Genomic DNA, 20642 nt, shown 5'->3' with positions numbered 1-20642 from the left:
GACCCGCGGGCCGGCGTCGCCGCCGACGGGACCATGCAGCCGAAGAACTACGACGCCCTGTTGCTGGCCTCCTTTGGCGGCCCCGAGGGCCAGGACGATGTCATCCCGTTCCTGCGCAACGTCACCAGCGGCCGCGGGATCCCTGATGAGCGGCTGGAGGAAGTGGCCACTCACTACCGGGCCAATGGCGGCATCAGCCCGATTAACGCGCAGAACCGGGAGCTGAAGGCCGCGCTCGAGGCCGAGCTCGCCCGCCGTGGCCTCGACCTGCCGGTGCTCTGGGGCAACCGGAACTGGGATCCCTACATCACCGACGTTTTCAAAGAAGCGTACGACGCCGGCCACCGCCGTGTCCTGGCAGTGACCACCAGTGCATACTCCGGCTACTCCAGTTGCCGCCAGTACCGCGAGGACTTCGGCATGGCCCTGGTGGAGACAGGGCTGGCCGGAAAGCTCGAAGTGGACAAGGTCCGCCAGTATTTCGACCATCCTGGATTCGTGGAACCCTTCGCCGAGGGCCTCACCGAAGGCCTGAACCGGGTGCGTGCGGATCTGGCGGCGCAAGGCGCCGCGGACGCACCGCTCCACGTGCTGTTCGCCACCCACTCGATTCCCCTCGGCGACGCCGAAAACGCGGGCCCGCGCGGCGTGGAATACGAGGGCGGCAGCGCCTATGTGGCGCAGCACCTGGCCACCGCCCGGGCGGTCCTGGAACGGGTGCCCGGCGCCGCCGGCGTCGATTGGTCCCTGGTGTACCAGTCCCGTTCCGGCGCGCCGCACGTGCCGTGGCTGGAGCCGGACATTAACGATGCGCTCGAAGAGCTGGCTGCCCAGGGAGTCAAGGGCGTGGTCATCGTGCCGCTGGGCTTTGTCAGCGACCACATGGAAGTGATGTGGGACCTGGACACTGAAGCCTTGGAGACCTGCCGCAACCTCGGACTGGCCGCCGCCCGTGTTCCCACGCCCGGCGTGCACCCCAAGTTTGTTGAGGGCTTGGTGGACCTGGTCTGTGAACGCACCGTCGAACAGCACCAGGACCAGCGCCCGGCCCTGACCGGTCTGGGCCCGTGGATGGATGTCTGCATGCCCGGATGCTGTGCCAACCGGCGCGGTGAGAAGCCGACGGTGGCCGGAATGGATTCGACCGTAGGAGTCCCGCAGTCATGACAGTCACAGTCCGCGTCGGCACCCGCGCCAGCGCCCTGGCCGTTACACAGACCACCACGGTCGCCGAAGCGCTCTCCGCCGGCGGAGCGTTGGAATATGAACTCGTCCGGATCAAGACCGAAGGGGACGTGCTGAAGGGGCCGCTGGCCCAGATTGGTGGAACCGGCGTGTTCACGGCCGCCCTGCGCGAGGCCCTGCTGGATGACCGCTGTGATGTGGCGGTGCATTCGCTCAAGGACCTGCCCACGGGCGTGGCGGAAGGACTGCAGATCGCCGCAATTCCCGTGCGTGTGGATGTTCGGGACGCGCTGTGCGCTCGTGACGGGCTGACTCTCGCCGAGCTGCCGGAGGGCGCCAAGGTCGGCACAGGTTCGCCGCGCCGAGCTGCCCAGCTGCGTGCTGCCCGCCCCGACCTCGATGTTGTGGATATCCGCGGCAACGTGGATACCCGGCTGGGACGGGTGAAAGGGCTGACCGGTGGCGAGAGGATTGAAGGCAAGCACGCCGATCTTGACGCGGTCGTGCTCGCTGCAGCCGGACTGGCACGGCTTGGCCGCACCGAACACGTGACCGAGCTCCTGGATCCGTCGGTCATGCTGCCCGCTCCGGGCCAGGGTGCGCTCGCTGTTGAATGCCGGGTGGCCGATGCTGCGGCCGGCACGCCGCTGGCAGGCGCCCTGGCCGACTACGACCACGCGGACAGCCGCCTGGCGGTGACAGCTGAACGTTCGCTGCTGGCGCGGTTGGAAGCCGGCTGCAGCGCGCCCGTCGGAGCGCTGGCTTTGGTCACCGAAGGGGCACTCGTGTTGCGGGCGGTGGTCTGCAGTCCCGACGGCAGCCGGCTGCTGCACGGAGAGCAGCAGGTGCCCGTGACCGGTACTGAAGATGCGGTGGCGCTGGGTGCCCGGCTGGCTGAGGAGCTGCTCGAAAAGGGCGCCGGCGATTTGATGAGCCAGGCTGGCCACTGACCATGGCGTTGCTGCGCCAGCGCGGTGCGCCGGAGAACCAACTGCAGGGGCTCCAAGTGGTGCTGCCGCGCACCCCGGACCGGGCAGCCGGCATGGCGGCGGAACTGACCCGCCGCGGCGCCTCGGCCAGCGTCCTGCCCCTGATCGACTTCGAGTCCACCGACAATCCGGAAGAACTGGACCAGGCACTGACCCTGCTGGGACAGAACAAGGTGGTCTGGCTGGTCATCACCAGTATCACCACCGTGCGTGCGCTGAAGGCCCGCGCCCAGGCCCGCGGAACCAGCCTCGCTGCGCTGGCGAGGGGCACGAAAATCGCCGCCGTCGGAAGTCCCAGCGCCAGGGCGCTGGAGGCCGAGGGTCTCACGGTTGATCTGGTGCCCCCCGGGAGCATGGATGCCGTCGGTTTGGTGGACGCCTGGCCGCTGCCGCCCGAATCCACCACCAGCCCGGCGGAACCACTGATGGTTTTGTTGCCGCAGGCCGACATCGCTGCGCCCACAGTGTTTGAAGGCTTGATGGCGAAGGGCTGGAAGGTGTTGCCGGTGACCGCGTACCGCACGGTGGACTATCCGGCCCGTCCGGAGCTGCGCCTTACAGCGGAGCTTGAGATCGCGCCCCGCGGGCAGTCCGGGGACCTGGAACTCATGACGGCCGCAGACTTCCGCAGCCGGCTCGACAACGGCACCATCGACGCCGTCGTCCTGACCTCGCCCAGCGTCACCCGGAGGCTGGCAGGCCTCCTTGACCCGCGGCCGGCCGGGCTGCGGCTGATCGCCATCGGCGCAAGCTCGGCACGACAGGCCGCCGAACTGGGGATGGACGTCGCCGCCACTGCGGCCGAACCGACCCCGCAGGGCATCGCCGACGCCCTGGCGCGGTCGCTTGAAAACCATCCCACCGAACCGGAAGGAACGCCATGAGCTTCCCCTACGACCGGCCCCGACGCCTGCGCGCCACCGAAGCGATGCGCCGAATGACCGCGGAGGTCCGGACCCACCCGAACCAGTTGATCCTGCCTGCCTTCATTCGCGAGGGCATCACCGAGCCGGTGCCGCTGCAGTCGATGCCGGGCGTTGTCCAGCACACCACCGAGACGCTCAAGCGGGCGGCCGCCGAGGCCGTCGAGCTGGGCCTCGGCGGCATCATGCTCTTCGGTGTGCCTCTGGTGCGCGATGCCACCGGCAGCGCCGGCGTGGACCCCGACGGTGTCCTGAACCGCGCCATTGCCGATGTGAAGGCCGAGGTCGGGCCCGATCTGGTGGTCATGAGCGACGTTTGCCTGGACGAATTCACCGACCACGGCCACTGCGGGGTCCTGGCCGCCGACGGCACCGTAGACAACGACGCCACGCTGGCGGTCTATGCCGAGATGGCAGTAACCCAGGCAGCGGCCGGGGCGGACGTGCTCGGCCCTTCCGGCATGATGGACGGCCAGGTTGCCGTCATCCGTCAGGCACTGGACGAGGCCGGCTACCAGAACACGACCATTCTGGCCTATGCCGCCAAATACGCCTCGGCCTTCTACGGCCCCTTCAGGGAGGCGGTGGATTCCCAGCTGACCGGGGACCGCCGGACCTACCAGATGGACGCCGCCAACCGGCGCGAAGCCATCCGCGAAGTGGAGCTGGACCTCGCAGAGGGTGCCGACATGGTCATGGTCAAACCGGCCATGAGCTACCTGGACATTCTGTCCGACGTGGCCGAAATGTCCCCGGTGCCGGTCGCTGCGTACCAAATTTCCGGCGAGTACGCGATGATCGAGGCGGCCGCTGCCAACGGCTGGATCGACCGAAAGGCAGCGATCCTGGAATCGGTCCTCGGCATCCGCCGCGCCGGCGCGGACATGGTGCTGACCTACTGGGCCCCGGAAATTGCCCGCTGGCTGAAGTAGCCGTTCCACCCCGCCGTCCGCGGCGCAACACACCCCTGGGTGCAGCCCACTGATGCTGTCCCGAAAGGACCAAGACCATGACTGAAGCCATTCGCTCCGAGGAACTCTTCGAACGTGCCCGCCGGCTGATGCCCGGCGGTGTGAACTCGCCCGTCCGGGCCTTCGGGTCCGTTGGTGGAACCCCGCGCATGATAGTCAACGCCAAGGGTGCCTGCCTCACGGACGCCGACGGTCGTGAATACGTCGATCTGGTGTGCTCCTGGGGCCCGGCCTTGCTCGGCCACGCCCATCCGGCCGTGCTCGAGGCCGTCCATTCAGCCGTGGACCGCGGGCTGTCCTTCGGTGCTTCCACGCCCGCTGAGTCCGAACTGGCTGCCCTTGTTGTCGGCAGGGTCTCTGCCGTCGAGCGCCTGCGCATGGTCTCCACCGGCACGGAAGCTACGATGACCGCAGTGCGGCTGGCGCGCGGCTACACAGGACGCAACCTGATCGTGAAATTCGCCGGCTGTTACCACGGCCATCTGGACGGCCTGCTGGCTGCTGCCGGCTCGGGTGTGGCCACCCTGGCGCTGCCGGGCTCTGCCGGCGTCACCGAGGCGACGGCCGCAGAGACTTTGGTGCTGCCGTACAACGACCTTGCCGCCGTTGAAGAGGTCTTTGCCGCCCGCGGCAGCCAGATTGCCGCCGTCATCACCGAAGCGGCCCCGGCGAACATGGGCGTGGTCACACCCGCCGACGGATTCAACGCAGCCTTGTCGCGGATCACCCGCGAACACGGGGCGCTGCTGATCCTGGACGAGGTGCTCACCGGTTTCCGGACCGGCTATGCCGGTTACTGGGGCCTGACCGGAGGAGCCGAGGGGACTGCCAATCCGTTCGTTCCCGACCTGCTGACGTTCGGCAAGGTCATCGGCGGCGGCATGCCCGTGGCGGCCCTGGGCGGCCGGGCGGATGTGATGGACTACCTGGCGCCGTCCGGTCCCGTCTACCAGGCCGGCACCCTCTCCGGCAACCCGATCGCCATGGCGGCCGGGGTAGCCACGCTGACCGCCGCTACGCCGGAAGTGTACGCGGCGATCGATGCCCGCTCGCTCGAACTGCAGGCCGCGCTGACGGCCGCCCTCACCAATGCCGGCGTGGACCACAGCATCCAGACCGCGGGGAACCTGTTCAGCGTGGCCTTCGGCACCTCGGCCCACGGCGTCCATGACTATGCCGACGCCCAGGGCCAGGAAGCCTTCCGCTACGCTCCGTTCTTCCACGCCATGCTCGACGCCGGGGTCTACCTGCCGCCGTCGGTCTTCGAAGCCTGGTTCCTCTCCGCGGCGCACGACGACGCCTCGATGGAGAAAATCTTCGACGCGCTGCCGGCGGCCTCGCGCGCAGCCGCGGCGGCCACGCCTCCCGCCTGAGCCACGGGCCGCCTGCCCGTCCGGGGTTCGACTGCAGCCAGCCGTCCGTCCGGATTCCCGGTGGCTCGCCCCCCCATATCCCCGGCACCGCACGGCCGCAGGCCCGAATGCAGGGGTGCGGACGCAGCCTGCGGCCGAGCGGGTGAGCCGGTGGCATGGCAGACTGATGCAGACGGCGGTACCACCAGGGGCTGCCGCGGGAACCAGGAGAGTGTAGATGGGCCTGTTGGCCAAGCGCCGCCAGATACCGGAAACGTCCGACGCCGAGGCACACCAGCCAGACCCAGCCCCGGCGCGGGCGGTGCAGCAGTCGATGTGGTCCGACGGGCTGGGACGCACCGCCACCCGTTCGGCGCAGCTGTTGCTGGCGTTGCTGCTGACTGCGGTGGTGATCTTCGGGCTGTTGCAGCTGCGGCTGCTGGTCATCCCTGTATTGATCGCCCTGATCCTGGCTGCGGCGGTGAACCCGGTTGTGAGGCTGCTGCGCGGTTGGGGCTGGTCCGCGGCACTTGCGACAGCGACGGCGTTCCTGGGAATCCTCGTGGTGCTGGGCGGAGCGATCACCGGGATCGTCTTCGCAGTGCGCAGCGAAGCGGATGAACTGGTCCGCTCCGCCAGCGAGGGCTGGCTGCAGCTGCAGGAGTTCCTGGCCAATTTCCCGCTCCCCGTCAGCCAGCAGCAGATCGATGAGGCGCTGGCCGGCGTTGTTGACTTCCTGACCAGCGCCACGGTTGGACGCAGTGCGCTCAGCGGACTGTCCACGGCCGCCGAAGTGGTCACCGGGGCCGTCCTGATGGCCGTCATCCTGTTCTTCTTCCTCAAGGACGGTCCACGGATCTGGCGTTTCCTGTTGAGCTGGTTTCCGGCCGCACGGCGCCCCAAGCTCGAACTGGCGGGGTCGGGTGCCATGGACGTGCTGGGCAGCTACGTGCGGGGAACAGCCACCGTTGCCGCCGTCGACGCTTTCTTCATCGGCTTGGCACTGTTCATCCTGCAGGTACCGCTGGCGCTGCCGCTTTCGGTGCTGATTTTCATTGGCGGATTCATCCCGATTGTCGGCGCAACCGTCGCCGGCGTGGTGGCGACCCTGGTAGCGCTGGTAGCCAACGGGCCGGTCGCTGCGCTCGTGGTGGTCGCCGTCGTGATCCTTGTGCAGCAGCTGGAAGGCAATTTCCTGCAGCCGGTGGTGATGGGCCGCTCGGTGGACCTGCACTCGCTGGTAATCCTGCTGGCTCTGACCGCAGGAACCATCCTGGGGGGCATCATTGGCGCCGTACTGGCCGTTCCCGTCACGGCGGTGGCTTGGGTGGTCGTCCAGGTAATGTCGGGGAGGACCTCCACCGAGGAACCTGCCCCAATCCAGCCGCGCCCCTGATCGGGCAGCGGGCCAGCCGCGCCCCTGATCGGGCAGCGAGCCAGGCACAAACGCACCGAGTACAAGAGCACCGGGCACAAGAAGGTCCCTGGAAGCGGAAGCTTCCAGGGACCTTCTGAGTCGTCAGCTGATGCGCTTGGAACTCTGCGCTGGGCTGAACCGGTGGGCTAGAAAGCGGGGAAGACGTCGCCGTTGGGCCAGGTTTCCTCGATGAACTTCTTGACTTCGGGGGTGTGCAGCAGTTCTTCGAGCTTGGCGACGGCAGGATTCTCGTCACCGGCGTTCCAGACCAGGAAGTTGGCATGCGGGTTGTTCTTGGAGGATTCGACGACCACGGCATCATCCGTGTTCAGCCCGGCATCCAGGATGAAGTTGCCGTTGATGATCGCCAGGTCAATCTTGGGGTCGTCGATCAACTGGACCAGGATTTCAGGCTGGTTCTCCTCGAATTTCAACCCCTTGGGGTTCTGCTCGTCGGTCAGCGTCAGAGCGGCCGAATCATCCTTTATGTCCTTCAAGAGTCCCGCGGTCTCGAGCATCTTGAGCGCCCGCGGCTGATTTCCCGGATCGTTGGTGACAGCGATGGTCGCGCCCTCCGTGATCTCGTCGGCGCTCTTGTGCTTTGAGGAGAATCCGGCGTAGGGCTCAATGTGGATGCCTTCGCCATGTTCGAAGTCATAGCCCTTGTCAGCAACCTGCTGCTCAAAGAAGGCCAGATGCTGGAAATAGTTGGCATCCAGGGAGCCATCGCTCAGGGCGATGTTCGGGGTCTGGTAGTCGGTGAATTCCTTGATCTCCAGATCAATCCCGGCTTCCTTGGCCAGGTTCTCATCCACGAACTCCAGAATCCGGCCCTGCGGAACAGGAGTGGCACCGACGGTGACAGTGACGGGATTGGCCGGATCCAGCGTGGTCTCGGCGCTGGGGGTGGATTCGGATCCACCGCAAGCCGTCAGCGCCAAGGCCGCAGCCAGGCCGGTACCAATGAGCGTTAGTGATTTACGCATCTGCGTGCGTTCCTTTCGAATGACCGGGCAGGCCGCGGAGGGCGCATCCCGGATGTGGGGCAGCTAGCGGCTACTGGCTGCATTCTTCCGCTGCCGCAAAGGCAGGCGGGAAGCATTTGGGGGAGCGGGACGGCAGCGTCCCGGCACAGTTGTGGAGACCGTGCGTCAAACAGCGGTTTCCGGCTCATGGCGCCGGCGCCTGGGCTTATCCGCAGTGGCCGCGCTGCGGTGGTCCACACGCCGCGCCATGGCATCGCCAATCCACTGGATCAGCTGGACGAGGACCACCATGATCACGATGGTGACCAGCATGACGGTGGTATCGAAGCGCTGGAAGCCATAGTTGTAAGCCAGTTGGCCAAGACCGCCGCCGCCGGTGAGGCCGGCCATGGCGGAGTAACCCACCAAGGTTACCAAGGTCGTCGTCAACGCAGCGACCAACCCGGGCAGCGCTTCGGGAACCAGGACCTTGCCCACGATCTGCAGGCGGGTGGAACCCATGACCAGGGCGGCATCGATTTTGCCGGAGCTAACGTCCCGCAGCGCGGTCTCCACCAATCGGGCGAAGAACGGCACGGTACCGATAGTCAGCGAGACACAAGCCGCCAAGGCGCCGATCGACGTTCCCGTGATGACCCGTGCCAGCGGGATCAGCGAGATCATCAGGATGGCGAACGGGATGGACCGGGTGATGTTCACGATGATGTCGGACACGATCCGGTTGGTCATCGGCATGGGCCGCAGTCCGCCCGGGGCGCTGGTGTACAGGAAGATGCCCAGCGGCAGACCGATCAGCAGGGTGAAGGCGCCCGACACCCCGACCATCAACAGAGTCTCACCAATGGCTTCCGGCAGGGCCTTGGTGATGCCCGGGTTGGTCGTCAGTTGATCAAAAAAGTTCATGCAGCATCCTCCTGGACGACGCGCACCGCTACGCCCTGGCCGACCAAGTGCTCGGTGAGGGCGACGGTGTCCGCGCCGGCAGGAACCTGGATGCGCAGATGGCCGAACTGGGTGCCGGCCAGCGACTCGACGCTGCCGGCAAGCACGTTCAGGTCCAGGCCGAAGGCGCGGGCAGCGCCGGTCAGCACCGGTTCCGAAGCACGTTCCCCTGAATAGAGGATTTCCAGCATGGTGCCGCCGTTCGTCGGTTCGGCGGATGGCAGCGGCAGCAACGTGCTCGAGAGTCGACCGCCAAGATCGGCAGCGACGTCGCGCAGCGGGCCGTGTTCGACAATCCGGCCGGCCTCCAGCAGCGACACCGAATCGCAAATGCGTTTGATGACCTGCATCTCGTGCGTGATCACCAGCACGGTCAGCTGAAGCCGTTCGGTCAGGTCGCGGATCAGAGTCAGGATTTCATCGGTGGTCTTTGGGTCCAGCGCCGACGTTGGTTCGTCACATAGGAGGACGTCCGGATCCGAGGCCAAGGCGCGGGCGATGCCGACCCGCTGGCGCTGGCCACCGGAAAGCTGGGACGGGTAGGCGTTCTCAAACCCCTCCAGGCCGACGAGCTTGAGCAGTTCCGATACTTTCGAGCGGATCGAGGCTTTGGGAGTCCTGACGATCTCCAAGGGATGTGAGACATTCTGCGCGGCCGTGCGCGAGTCCATCAGGTTGGCGTGCTGGAAAATCATCCCGATGCGGCGACGGGCAGACCGCAGATCAGCGTCCCGGGCGGCACTGAGTTCAGCTCCATTGATCGAGACCGATCCCGACGTCGGGCTGTCCAAAAGGGTCAGGCATCGCACCAGGGTGGACTTGCCGGCGCCCGAATGGCCGACGATGCCGTGGACTGTGCCCTTGGGGACGGAAAGACTCACGCCGTCCAGGGCCACCACCTCGCGGCCGCCTTGGCGGTAGACCTTGCGCAGGTCGGTAACGGTGATCATGAAACCTCGGGGATTGAAGTGCAGCGGCAGCCGCCATAGCACGTGCTGCCATCAACCATTAATTATGACAGCCGGGACAACGTGCCAGAATTCGACGGATGATTGCGTCATACTGCTACCCGAAGTTGACAGCCGGACGTGAGTGACCCGACCGGCACTGGAGGAACCGGGAGGGTCAGACCGTCGCCGGGGCCAGGCGAACGGGCCAGGCGCCGTCCACGGCAGCTGCCGGATCAGTGCGACGCAGCCAGGCCTCGAAGTTGGCGGACTGCTGCTGGCACCAGCCGATCTGCAGGGCGTGCAACTCAGCTGCGCCGATGCACAATTGTTCGTAGCGACCGGCCAGCGCGTCCGCAACTCCGATGGTTGCCAGGGCATCGGCGGCTGACGTGTGCGCCGCCTCAAGGCTGACACCGTAGAGTTCGCACAGTGCCACTAGCGTGCGCTTCCCCCGGCGATAGCGGTCCATCTGCTTGTCGAGGATGTAGGGGTCAATCACCGGGGCCGGCGTCGGCGGCTGGAGGCCGTACCTCGAACACTCCCGCGCCAGGACGGTGAAATCGTAGGCGGCGTTGTAGGCCATGACGGGTATTCCGGCGTCGAAGCAACCTGTCAGAGCCTCGGCGATACCTGCGGCGGCGATGGCCGCGTCGAGGCCTTCACTGCGGGCCCGCTCGGTGCTGACGCCGTGGATGGCTGCGGCCTCGGCAGGGATGTCGACTCCGGGATCCACCAGCCACTCCCGTTCCTGCACGGGCCGTCCGGATTCGTCGACCAAGACAATCGATGCCGTCACGATTCTTGCGGTGTGCGGGTCGCGGCCCGTGGTCTCCAGGTCGAATGCCGCCCTGGGGCGGTGATGCCAGCTGCTCATGCCGGTAACGCTATCGGCCGGGTCCGACGATTCCGGGAGGTGCTGCGGTGCGGGAGGAATTACGGGGAATCTCCGCCCTGTGCAGGGCCGGACCCGGCGGGCGAATTACACTGGTGTAATGCGTGAACGGGTAGTCGAGGCGGTCCTCGACCTCGCAGCGATCGTTCCGCGCGGCCGGGTGCTCTCATACGGCGACGTCGCCGAGCTGCTTGAGGCAGGCGGCCCCCGTCTGGTGGGCAGGATTATGTCCCTGCATGGGGCCGCGGCTCCTTGGTGGCGCGTCATTCGTGCCGATGGTTCGCTGCCGAATGAGCTGATGGCACGGGCTCTTCCGCATTACCGCCAAGAGGGAACGCCGCTGGTGCTGCCGGCTGCCGGGCCCGAAAAGGTGCGCATGAGCCAGGCCCGCTGGATGCCGCAGCCTGGAGAATTGGCGGCGATTGAGGAGCTCCGGCGCAAAGTGTCCGAAGCGACTGATGGGATGGGCCCATGATCGAGACCAAGCCGACCCCCGGGCTGAAACTGGTGCGGCCGGAAGCCAAATCCTCCGGCGCTCCGCTTCCAAGCCAGGACCAGGCGCAGGTTATCGGCCTGCCCGCCGGCTGCGGTCCGGTGCTGGTTCTCGGCGGCCCCGGCACGGGCAAATCGACGGCTTTGGTGGAGCACGCCGTTCGTCGGGTGGAAGAAACCGGGCTGGACCCGGAAAACCTTCTCTTCCTGGCTCCAAACCGGTTGTCGGCCGCCCGGCTGCGCGACGCTCTGACGGCGCGGCTCAACCGCAGCCTGGGCACATCTCCCGCCAGGACCTGGTCGGCGTATGCCTTCGATCTCATCCGCCGGGCACGGGTGGAAGGACTGCTGCCGCTTGTGGAGCGGGCGCCCCGTTTGTTGTCCGGACCCGAGCAGGACCAGATTATTGCCGAACTGCTGGCCGGCCATCGTGCGGGTTTTGGCCACGGTGTCGGCTGGCCGGAGGACCTGCAGCAGGCTCTGGCGACCCGCGGCTTCCGGCAGGAGATCCGCCAGCTCTTCGACCGGCTGACCGAATACGGCAGTACCGCAGAACAGCTGGAGCAGCTGGGGGGCGAATGCGGCCGCCCGGACTGGATTGCGGCGGCGCGGCTCTACCGCGAATACCGGGACCTGATCGATCTGCGGATGCCGGAGGCCTTCGATCCGGCCGGGATCATCACGTCGGCGCGCCAAGTGTTGCTGGAGCATCCTGATTTGCTGGAGCGGGAGCGCGGCCGCCTCCAGCTGATTTTGGCGGACGAGCTCCAGGAAGCGAATCCGGCCGTCTTCGAACTTCTGGCCTTGTTGGTGGAGGGGCAGGACGCGGTGCTCGCTGCATCGCCGGACACGGTTGTTCAGGGGTTCCGTGGCGCCCGTCCGGACGTGATCGGCAAGCTGCCGGAACTCATTGGCACCCCGGGCAAACCCTTGCAAACGCTGGTCCTGACTACTTCGCACCGGATGACACCCGCGATCGCAACCGCATGGCAATCGGCTGCGGCCAGGATTTCCCAGGTGGCCGGGGCGCACCGCGCCCGTGACCTCGTCCATCCAGGGGCGGAAGGGGAAGCAGGGGCTGCGGCCGAGCCTGCGAACGGTTCCGTGGGCAGCGGTGAGGTACCCGCCGCCAGTTCCCACGTTGTCGCTTCCTCCGTTCACGAACACCGCTATGTGGCCCAGCGGATCCTCGAAGCCCGATTGTTTGAGGGATACCGGCTCAGTGAGATGGCTGTCATCGTCCGGACCGGAGGGCAGCTCTCGGCCCTGGCGCGCTACCTCAGCGGTCAGGATATTGCGGTCAAGGTACCGGTGGCCGAGACTGCGGTTCGTGACGAGGCCGCCGTCCGGCCGCTTTTGGACGCGCTGGCTCTGGCCTTGGACCCGGAACTGCTGACGGCCGACGGTGCGGTGGCGCTGCTGACCTCCAGGGTCGGTGGCGCGACGGCGATCGACCTGCGGCGCCTGCGCCAGGCACTGCGGCGTGAAGAACTGCTCGGCGGCGGCGGCCGGTCCAGCGATTCCCTGCTGGTGGAAGCGCTGGGTGACCCCGCCTTCCTCGGCACGCTGGGAAGGGAAGGAGGACCGGCCAGGAGGATAGCCCGGATGCTCGCAGCCGGCCGGGAGGCAGCGGCAGAGCCGGGGGCCAACGCCGAGACGGTGCTTTGGGCGCTGTGGTCCGCGACCGGACTCTCGGATCGATGGGCGGCGCAAGCGTTGCAAGGCGGACCGGCCGGAGTCAGGGCAGACCGCGACCTCGACGCCATGATGGCGCTGTTTCAGACTGCCGAGCGGTATGTCGACCAGCTCCCTGGCTCCAGTCCGCGGCAGTTTTTGGATTACCTGTTGAACCAGGAACTGCCAATGGACAACCTGGCACCACGTGCGCAGGTGCGCGAAGCTGTGGAACTGCTGACGCCTGCCTCGGCGGCTGGACGGGGTTGGCCGCTGGTCATTGTGGCTGGTGTGCAGGAGGGAATATGGCCTAACACCAGGCTGCGGGGAGAACTATTGGGCAGCACGGAGTTTGTTGATGTCTTGGAGCGCGGTGCCGAGGAAGCTCGGCGGATCGATGCCGGAACCAGGCTGCGGGAAATCCGGTACGACGAACTCCGGAGCTTTTCCACCGCAATTTCCCGCGCCGAACGCCGGCTGGTCTGCACAGCGGTGCAGTCGGACGACGCCCAGCCGTCCCAGTTCCTGGATTTAGTGGACCCTTGGCTGGACCCGGAAACGCCCCGCCCGGCCACGGAGGTCCTCCGCCCGCGGACCGTACGCGCTTTGGCCGGAGAACTGCGGCAGGCCGCACAGCAGGCAGCCGACCATCCGGAACAGGCCGCTGATGCTGCTGCCGTCCTGGCGATGCTGGCGGCCAGTCCCGTGCCGGTACCCGGTGCGCATCCCCGCGACTGGTGGGGGCTGCTGCCGCTGAGCAGTACGGCTCCGGTCGTGCCGGATGGAGAGCCTGTCCCGGTATCTCCTTCGAAAGTGGAAGCTGTGCAGAAGTCCCCGCTGGACTGGTTTATCCAGGCCGCCGGGGGCGAGGCTGCCACCGATTTTGCCCGCAGCCTGGGCACGTTGGTCCACGGCATTGCGCAGGACTTTCCTGAGGCGACAGGAAACGAGTACGTGGCGGAACTTGTCCGGCGCTGGCCGCAGTTGGGGATGAAGGAGAACTGGGAAGGCCGGTTGGACTTCAACCGTGCGGAAGGAATGGTCCGGAGACTGGCCCAGTACGTCATCCAGATGCGTCTGGAGGGCCGAAGCCTGGCCGGAGTGGAGCAGGACTTCTCGGTGGACCTGCAGGGACCCGAACGTGCCGCCAGGCTTCGCGGGCAGGTGGACAGGTTGGAACTGGATGCCAACGGGCGGCTGCACATTGTTGACCTGAAAACGGGCCGAACTGCCCCAACCAAAGATGATCTGGAGCGGCACCCGCAGTTGGGCAGTTACCAGGCGGCCATCCAAGCCGGAGGATTTCCCGGGCACGGAAGTGCGGCCGGTGGCGCGTCCCTGGTCCAACTGGGACAGGATCTCAAGTCGGTCAAAGTCCAGCAGCAGGAGAGCCTGGCCGACGGCGAGGACTGGGCTACTCCGATGATCCATGCGGCGGCGGCCCTCATGGCGGCTTCTGAATTCGAGGCCCGGCACGATCCGCAGCGTGCCCGCAACGGCGGCCACGGCTGCCGTGTGCCGGAACTTTGTCCCCTCTGCGCAGAAGGAAGGCAGGTCACCGAATGAGCATCGGATCGGTTACCACAACCTACAGTCCGGAAGAGCTGGCCGGTCTGCTGGGCCAGCACCTTCCCACCGTGGAACAATCGGCCATCATCAGTTCCCCGATGCAGCCCATGCTGGTCATCGCCGGCGCTGGCTCCGGCAAAACGGCGACCATGGCCGACCGCGTTGTCTGGCTCGTGGCAAACGGCCTCGTGCGGCCGGACGAAATCCTCGGTGTCACGTTCACCCGCAAGGCTGCCGGCGAGCTGGCCGCCCGGATCCGTGCCCAGCTGGCCAAGTTGGACCGCAAGGGCCTGTTGCCGCAGGATGCGGACCAAGCCGGCGGACTGGTGGAGCCCAAGGTGTCCACCTACCACTCGTACGCCAATGGACTCGTCAGCGACTACGGCCTGCGACTGGGCATCGAACGGGACGTGGTGCTGCTGGGAACCGCCCAGTCCTGGCAGCTGGCCAGCCACTGCGTGGAAGCCTATGACGGCCCCATCGAACACCTCCTGGCCAGTAAATCGACCCTGGTCAGCGCCGTGATGCAATTCGCCGGGGAATGCTCGGAGCACCTCGTCACTCCCGGCCATGCCGCCGACTATCTGGCGGCAGAGGTGGAGCGAATTGCCGAACTACCCTATATCGACGGCAGCACCAAGCCGGCTAAACAGGACGTGCGGAAGTTGCTGGATCGCCTGCGGACGCGGATCACAGTGGCCGGGCTGGCCGCCGATTACAGCCGGGCCAAGCGGGAACGCGGCGTGCTCGACTATGGCGATCTCGTCTCGCTGGCGGCCCGCATCGCCCGTGAAGTGCCGCAGGCCCGCCAGCTGGAACGCAGCCGGTACAAAGTGGTGTTGCTCGACGAATTTCAGGACACCTCCCACGCCCAAATGGTGCTGTTCTCCGAACTGTTCGGGGACGGCCACGCAGTGACCGCCGTGGGCGACCCGAACCAATCCATCTATGGATTCCGCGGTGCCTCCGCCGGACAGCTCTTCGCGTTCCCGGAGCATTTCCCGCTGGTGGACGGCAGCGGCCGCCGGCCCGCCCCGGCCGGCTTCCTCACGGTGGCGTGGCGGAACAGTGAAAACATCCTGCGGATGGCCAACCGGATCTCCGCCCCGCTGAACCGGGAAGACCCCAACCGTCCGCGCCCGGGCAGGATCGGCGTCCCGCCGCTGCGCCCGCGGCCGGGAGCTACCGAAGGAACAGTGGTACTGGGACGATACGCGACGGAGGCGGAGGAAACCCTCGCGCTGGCCGACGCGATCGAACGGGCAAGGATGACAGTGTACGCCCGTGACCCTGAAACGGGCCGTGCAGAACCCGTCAGTGCCGCAGTGCTGTGCCGGCGGCGGGCCCAGATCCCCGGCATCGCCAAAGCACTGGAAGAAAGAGGCATCCCCTACGAGATCGTCGGGCTCGCGGGACTCCTGGCGCAGCCGGAGATCGTGGACCTCGTCGCGACCCTGCGCGTGTTGGCTGATCCGGGACGCTCTGATGCGCTGATGCGGTTGCTGGCCGGGGCCCGCTGGCGGCTGGGGGCAGCGGATCTGATGGCGTTGGCCGACTGGTCCCGTTTCCTGGAGAGCCGGCGTCGCAAGGCCGCCGGGGCGGGGGAGGCACCAGACCTGGACGGCAATGAAGTTGCGGGGGGCACCGTCGTCGAACAGGACCTGGCGGAGGCGGCGTCCCTCATCGAGGCGCTGGACCGGCTGCCCAGGCCGGGCTGGACCTCCCGCTACGGCCGATCATTGACGCCGGTGGCGCTGGACCGGCTGGCGCGATTGGCGGATGAGATCCGCTACCTGCACAGTTTCGTCGGCGATGACTTGACGCTGTTGCTGGGCGAAGTGGAGCGGACCATGCTGCTGGACATTGAGGTCGCCTCCAAACCCGGCCAGAGCATCCATCAGGCGCGGCGCAATCTCGACGCATTCCACGACGCCGCGGCCGCGTTCATGCAGACATCACAGCGCGTGGACCTGCTGGCCTTCCTGGCGTGGCTGGAAGCTGCCGCCGCCGAGGAAGGAGGCCTGGACATGGCGCAGGTGGACGTCCGCCATGACGCCGTGCAGTTGTTGACGGTCCACGCGTCCAAGGGGTTGGAATGGGATGCCGTCTTCGTCCCGGGACTCAGTGACGGCGCCTTCCCTTCTTCCTCGGACAACCGGTGGAGCAGCGGCCATGCGGCCCTGCCGTGGCCGCTGCGGGGAGACCGGTCGGACCTGCCGCAATGGGATACCGACCAGCCGGACCAGCTGTCCTGGTTCAACGCGGAAGCGGACTACAAATCGGAGGTCCAGGCCCACGGCGAAGACGAAGAGCGCCGGTTGGCCTACGTCGCGTATACCCGGGCCAAGCACCTGCTGGTGTGCAGTTCGGCCGGCTGGACCGGCAGCAAGGTGAAGCCCACGGCGGTGTCGGTCTTCCTGGCCGAACTGCACGAGCTGTCACAGAGCGAACCGACAGCTGTGCGTGTGAGGCAGTGGGTGGCGGACGAGCAACTTGGGCCGGAGAATCCGTTCCGCGCTGAAGTGGAAACCGCGCTGTGGCCCTACGACCCATTGGAAGGACCGCAGGTGTACCGCAGCGGCGTCCCGCAGCGACAACGTCCGGGACGCCGAGCGGCTCTGGAACAGGCAGCCCAGGCAGTGCTCACATCCGTGGCGCAGGAGCGGCAACCGGCCCCTGACTCCGGGTGGGCTCACGAAGCCAGGCTGCTCTTGGAGCGGCACAATGCTGCTCCCACGGCGGCAGCCGTAGAGCTGCCGGCGCATATCTCCGCTTCGCTGCTGGTGGACCTGGCTGACGACCCGGCTGAGGTGACCCGGCGCCTGCGGCGTCCGGTGCCGCGGAAACCCGGAATGGCCGCCCGGAAAGGCACCGCCTTCCATGGCTGGATCGAAGAATACTTCGGTACCACGGGCATGTTCGATCTCGAGGACTACCCCGGCTCGGCCGACTCCTACATTGACGAAGCCTACGACCTGGAGAATCTGATCAGGACGTTCAAGGCCTCCGAATGGTCCAACCGGATCCCGGCCGCCCTTGAAGTGCCCGTTGAGACGCGGGTCGGCGACGTGGTGGTGCGCGGACGCATCGACGCCGCCTTCCGCGACGCCGACGGCAGATGGGACTTGATCGACTGGAAGACCGGCACGGCGCCCACGGGCAGGCAATTGGCCGTCAAATCGGTGCAGTTGGCCGTGTACCGGCTCGCGTGGGCCCGGCTGAACGGCATCGGCGTGGACGAGGTCAAGGCTGCTTTCTACTACGTTGCCCAGGACAAGCTGGTGCGCCCGCACGACCTGGCCGGCGAGGAGGAACTGGAAGCAGCGGTGTTGCGGGCCTACGCGTCATAGGGCCTGGCACGGGTGATACAGCGGGCGGCGGTCAGGGCTTCCGGTTGATCACTGGCAGCGCTGTGGTATCGACGGACGAAGCTGCGGCCTGGTCGGACGGAGTCGCGCCTGAACCTGGGGACGCTGTGTCCTCGGTGCCGCCGGCCTGTCCAGGGGCGGCGCGCCGGGTATTGGCGGGGCCGGTCGGTGAGACGGCATCGCCCGGCGGATCCTCAACAGGGAGCAGCGTGACCTTCGCATCCCTGGAACCGCTGGACAGATGTATGCGGGGGGTGTCCGCGCCGTCGGAATGCGGCACCTTTTCGCCCGGACCGTCCGGGCCGGTCTCGGCGGCCACGTCTGTGGTGTCATGGGCCGCCGCCGCCGTGGTATTGGCAGGAACAGCTGTGGGACGGCCGGGTCCACCGGAGCCTCCGGTTGGTGCCTTGGCGGGAGCTGGAGGCGCGGCGGCGGGAACCACGGGAGGAACAGCTGGCGGCGGGGGAGCGGTGACACTGATCGGCTGGCCGCCGTGTTGCGCCACGTCGGTTTCAAGCTCGGTCAGCATCTCCACTGCTTCGTCAACCATTGTCTGGTCGCCTGCTGCCAGTCCACGGACCAGCCACTGGGCGAGGGCGAATTCAGCCGACAGCGCTGCCCGGCGCATCAGGTGTGGATCCACCTGTTCGGTGCGGTATTTCCGGTAGGACTCCAGCACCACGTCGGCAAACGACTGTTCGTGCACGGCCACCAGCCACGCAAAGTCGTCGGCGGGGTCTCCGATGCGAAGATCGGTCCAGCCGGTGACGGAGCTGACGCTGCCGTCATGGACCAGCAGGTTGTCTTCGTGCAGGTCACCGTGCACCACGCACGGGTTGAACTTCCACAGGGCAACGTCTTCCAGGGCATGCTCCCACCGGCGCAGCAGTGCCGGCGGAATCTTGCCTGTTGTGGCCGCCTGATCCAGTTCGTTGAGCTTGCGCTGGCGGAACTGGTCGGCGGTGTAGCTGGGCAGGTCGGCGGCATCGACCATGTCCTGGGGAAGGTCGTGGATGCCCGCCGTGGCCCGGCCGATGGATACCGGGACGGAAGCTCCGGCGGCGACGAGTGCTTCGAGCGCCAGGGTGCTGCCCGGTACGTGGTTGTAGACGAAGGTGCGCAGCTCGGACTGCTGGACAGTTCCGGCGACGGTGGGGACCTGGAACGGCAACTCTGCGCGGATAGCAGGGGAGAAAGCCCGCAGTACCAGCAGTTCCGTCTCCAACCGCATACTGGCCTCGGCGTGTTTCGGCGACCGCACGCGCCATCGCTTGCCGGCCGCATCGGTGAGCACGGCGGACTGGAAGTCCGCGGCGTCGTCTGGCAAACCGGCTACGCCCGTGGGCGTCAACCCCGGTACGGCCGCGCTGGCTATCGCCGCCAGCTCCAGAGGTGTCTTTCTCACGTAGTCCACCGTACGCGCTACCCGTACCGGCCGCCCGGCCACGGCGCGGCGAGTCGCCGGAAGGTGAGCGAGACCGCAGCGGCGGGCGCCGCCGTCGGCCATTCCACAGCAGCGGCGGCGCGAATAACGGTCCGGGCCCCGCGGTGAGTACGGTAGATAGCATGAGTCTTCGCACCGCCGCCACAGGGTTCCCGCCGCTGGGCCAGTTGATGCTGGCGCGCACCACCATGGACCGGGGCTGCGAACGGCGCAGCCACCCCGGTCTGGTCAGCGGCATCTGGGGCGCCGACACCACCTACGTGATGCTCATGTCCGACGGCAAGACGCTGGTGCGCGGTGGAAAGATCGTGCTGCTGCCAAGCCGCGAGCGGGCCGCGACCGACCTGTCCGTCTACCTAGGACGCGCGGTGGAAGGGGCGGACGTGCCGGTCGGAACCGACATCGTGCTGTCCGTGTTGGCCGACGGCGCGGAAACAGCACAGTACGACGGCGAGTGGCTGGGTTTGCGCGACGTGGCCGGGGAGCTCTCGGCGCAGGACACAGGATTGTTCGTCGAAGCCGCCGCAATCTCCAACTGGCATCTGGCCCACACGCATTGCCCGCGGTGCGGCCACCGCACGGAAATCGAGCAGGGCGGCTGGGTGCGCCGCTGCCCCGCGGACGACAGCCAGCATTTCCCGCGCACCGATCCCGCGATCATCGTGTCGGTCATTGACCAGGATGACCGGCTGCTGCTCGGCCGCAACAGCGCGTGGCCGGCCAGCCGGTATTCGGCCCTGGCCGGCTTCGTTGAGCCGGGCGAGTCGCTGGAGGCCGCAGTGGTACGCGAGGTCGAGGAGGAGTCCGGCGTCGTGGTGCACTCGCCCAGATACCTCGGGTCCCAGCCCTGGCCGTTCCCGGCGTCGCTGATGATCGGCTTCACGGCGGTGGCAACAGACTCGGCGTCGGTGCCCGACGGCGTGGAGATCCTTGACACCCGCTGGTTCAGCAGGAAGGAACTGGCAGCGGCGTTGGCGGCCGACGAGGTGCAGGTGGCCGGCGGCATTTCCATTGCCAGGGCCATGATTGAGCACTGGTACGGCGGCGAGTTGCCGCAGGCTGGACAATGAGCGCTACGGCCGCCGGGCCCCGCGCGGACAGCAGCCTCGCAGACCAGATCCTGGCCGGGCTGGACGACGAACAGCGGCAGGTGGCCACCAGCCTGGCCGGGCCGCTGTGCGTCCTGGCGGGGGCGGGCACCGGCAAAACGCGCGCGATCACCCATCGGATTGCCTATGGCGTGCACACCGGCGTGTACACGCCGCAGCGCGTGCTGGCGGTAACGTTCACCGCCCGGGCGGCCGCAGAAATGCGGACACGGCTGCGGGACCTGGGTGTGGGCGGGGTGCAGGCACGAACGTTCCACGCCGCGGCGCTGCGCCAGCTGCAGTTCTTCTGGCCGCAGGCCGTCGGCGGTCCGATGCCCGGCCTGCTGGATCACAAGGCCAGTGTGATCGCCGAAGCGGCCCGGCGCCTGAGGTTGACCAC

At 67.2% G+C, this 20642-nt stretch carries 16 protein-coding genes; 11 read left to right on the top strand and 5 right to left on the bottom strand.

The window, feature by feature from the left end; all coding sequences use genetic code 11:
* Positions 1-33: 33 nt before the first annotated feature.
* The 6 genes from AC5RWT_RS18855 (at position 34) to AC5RWT_RS18830 (ending at position 6816) form a co-directional block, all read left to right on the top strand.
* Positions 34-1167, top strand: a complete 1134-nt coding sequence (locus tag AC5RWT_RS18855) for a ferrochelatase (protein ID WP_494081501.1) — start codon at positions 34-36, stop codon at positions 1165-1167.
* A complete protein-coding gene (gene hemC, locus AC5RWT_RS18850) occupies positions 1164-2135 on the top strand; it encodes a hydroxymethylbilane synthase (RefSeq protein ID WP_494081487.1) in 972 nt (323 codons plus the stop codon). The genes AC5RWT_RS18855 and hemC overlap by 4 nt, the downstream gene beginning before the upstream one ends.
* 2 nt (positions 2136-2137) lie before the next feature.
* Positions 2138-3058, top strand: a complete 921-nt coding sequence (locus AC5RWT_RS18845) for a uroporphyrinogen-III synthase (protein ID WP_494081486.1) — start codon at positions 2138-2140, stop codon at positions 3056-3058.
* The gene (hemB, locus tag AC5RWT_RS18840) at positions 3055-4029 is read left to right on the top strand and encodes a porphobilinogen synthase (RefSeq protein WP_494081485.1); all 975 of its coding nucleotides are present in this window, start codon (positions 3055-3057) and stop codon (positions 4027-4029) included. Before AC5RWT_RS18845 ends, hemB begins: the two co-directional genes overlap by 4 nt.
* Before the next feature lie 77 nt (positions 4030-4106).
* Positions 4107-5441 (top strand): glutamate-1-semialdehyde 2,1-aminomutase, encoded by a 1335-nt coding sequence (gene hemL / locus AC5RWT_RS18835; protein WP_494081484.1) that lies wholly within the window; start codon positions 4107-4109, stop codon positions 5439-5441.
* Between the two features lie 217 nt (positions 5442-5658).
* The gene (locus tag AC5RWT_RS18830; protein WP_494081483.1) at positions 5659-6816 is read left to right on the top strand and encodes an AI-2E family transporter; all 1158 of its coding nucleotides are present in this window, start codon (positions 5659-5661) and stop codon (positions 6814-6816) included.
* Between the two features lie 167 nt (positions 6817-6983).
* Here AC5RWT_RS18830 and AC5RWT_RS18825 read toward each other — a convergent pair whose 3' ends face one another.
* From AC5RWT_RS18825 to AC5RWT_RS18810, 4 genes are all read right to left on the bottom strand, one after another.
* Positions 6984-7823, bottom strand: a complete 840-nt coding sequence (locus tag AC5RWT_RS18825) for a MetQ/NlpA family ABC transporter substrate-binding protein (protein WP_494081482.1) — start codon at positions 7821-7823, stop codon at positions 6984-6986.
* Positions 7824-7988: 165 nt separating this feature from the next.
* Positions 7989-8726: a methionine ABC transporter permease gene (locus tag AC5RWT_RS18820; RefSeq protein ID WP_494081481.1), complete on the bottom strand. Its 738-nt coding sequence runs from the start codon at positions 8724-8726 to the stop codon at positions 7989-7991.
* On the bottom strand, positions 8723-9715 hold the full coding sequence (locus AC5RWT_RS18815) for a methionine ABC transporter ATP-binding protein (protein ID WP_494081480.1): 993 nt from the start codon (positions 9713-9715) through the stop codon (positions 8723-8725). Before AC5RWT_RS18815 ends, AC5RWT_RS18820 begins: the two co-directional genes overlap by 4 nt.
* 175 nt (positions 9716-9890) lie before the next feature.
* The gene (locus tag AC5RWT_RS18810) at positions 9891-10589 is read right to left on the bottom strand and encodes a 3'-5' exonuclease (protein ID WP_494081479.1); all 699 of its coding nucleotides are present in this window, start codon (positions 10587-10589) and stop codon (positions 9891-9893) included.
* Between the two features lie 118 nt (positions 10590-10707).
* On the opposite strand from AC5RWT_RS18810, the gene AC5RWT_RS18805 reads away from it, so the two are divergent.
* Genes AC5RWT_RS18805 through AC5RWT_RS18795 form a run of 3 tightly spaced genes read left to right on the top strand, consistent with a single transcriptional unit; the run spans position 10708 to position 17692 of the window.
* On the top strand, positions 10708-11082 hold the full coding sequence (locus AC5RWT_RS18805) for an MGMT family protein (protein WP_494081478.1): 375 nt from the start codon (positions 10708-10710) through the stop codon (positions 11080-11082).
* Positions 11079-14339: an ATP-dependent helicase gene (locus tag AC5RWT_RS18800; protein ID WP_494081477.1), complete on the top strand. Its 3261-nt coding sequence runs from the start codon at positions 11079-11081 to the stop codon at positions 14337-14339. Before AC5RWT_RS18805 ends, AC5RWT_RS18800 begins: the two co-directional genes overlap by 4 nt.
* Complete coding sequence (locus tag AC5RWT_RS18795; protein ID WP_494081476.1) at positions 14336-17692, top strand: ATP-dependent helicase; 3357 nt, start codon at positions 14336-14338, stop codon at positions 17690-17692. The genes AC5RWT_RS18800 and AC5RWT_RS18795 overlap by 4 nt, the downstream gene beginning before the upstream one ends.
* Before the next feature lie 31 nt (positions 17693-17723).
* Here the strand turns inward: AC5RWT_RS18795 and AC5RWT_RS18790 are convergent, their stop codons facing one another.
* Positions 17724-19115: a macrolide 2'-phosphotransferase gene (locus AC5RWT_RS18790; protein WP_494081475.1), complete on the bottom strand. Its 1392-nt coding sequence runs from the start codon at positions 19113-19115 to the stop codon at positions 17724-17726.
* 161 nt (positions 19116-19276) lie between these two features.
* Here AC5RWT_RS18790 and nudC point away from each other — a divergent pair, with 161 nt between their 5' ends.
* Together nudC and AC5RWT_RS18780 are read left to right on the top strand one after the other, a co-directional pair.
* Positions 19277-20224: an NAD(+) diphosphatase gene (gene nudC, locus AC5RWT_RS18785; RefSeq protein WP_494081474.1), complete on the top strand. Its 948-nt coding sequence runs from the start codon at positions 19277-19279 to the stop codon at positions 20222-20224.
* Positions 20221-20642: UvrD-helicase domain-containing protein (locus AC5RWT_RS18780; protein WP_494081473.1), on the top strand; the 422-nt coding region annotated here is incomplete at its 3' end. The genes nudC and AC5RWT_RS18780, both read left to right, overlap by 4 nt.

Source organism: Arthrobacter sp. Dra40 (assembly GCF_059091905.1).
Note: the sequence above shows the minus strand (reverse complement) of the source record. Positions and strands in the feature narration are given on the sequence as shown.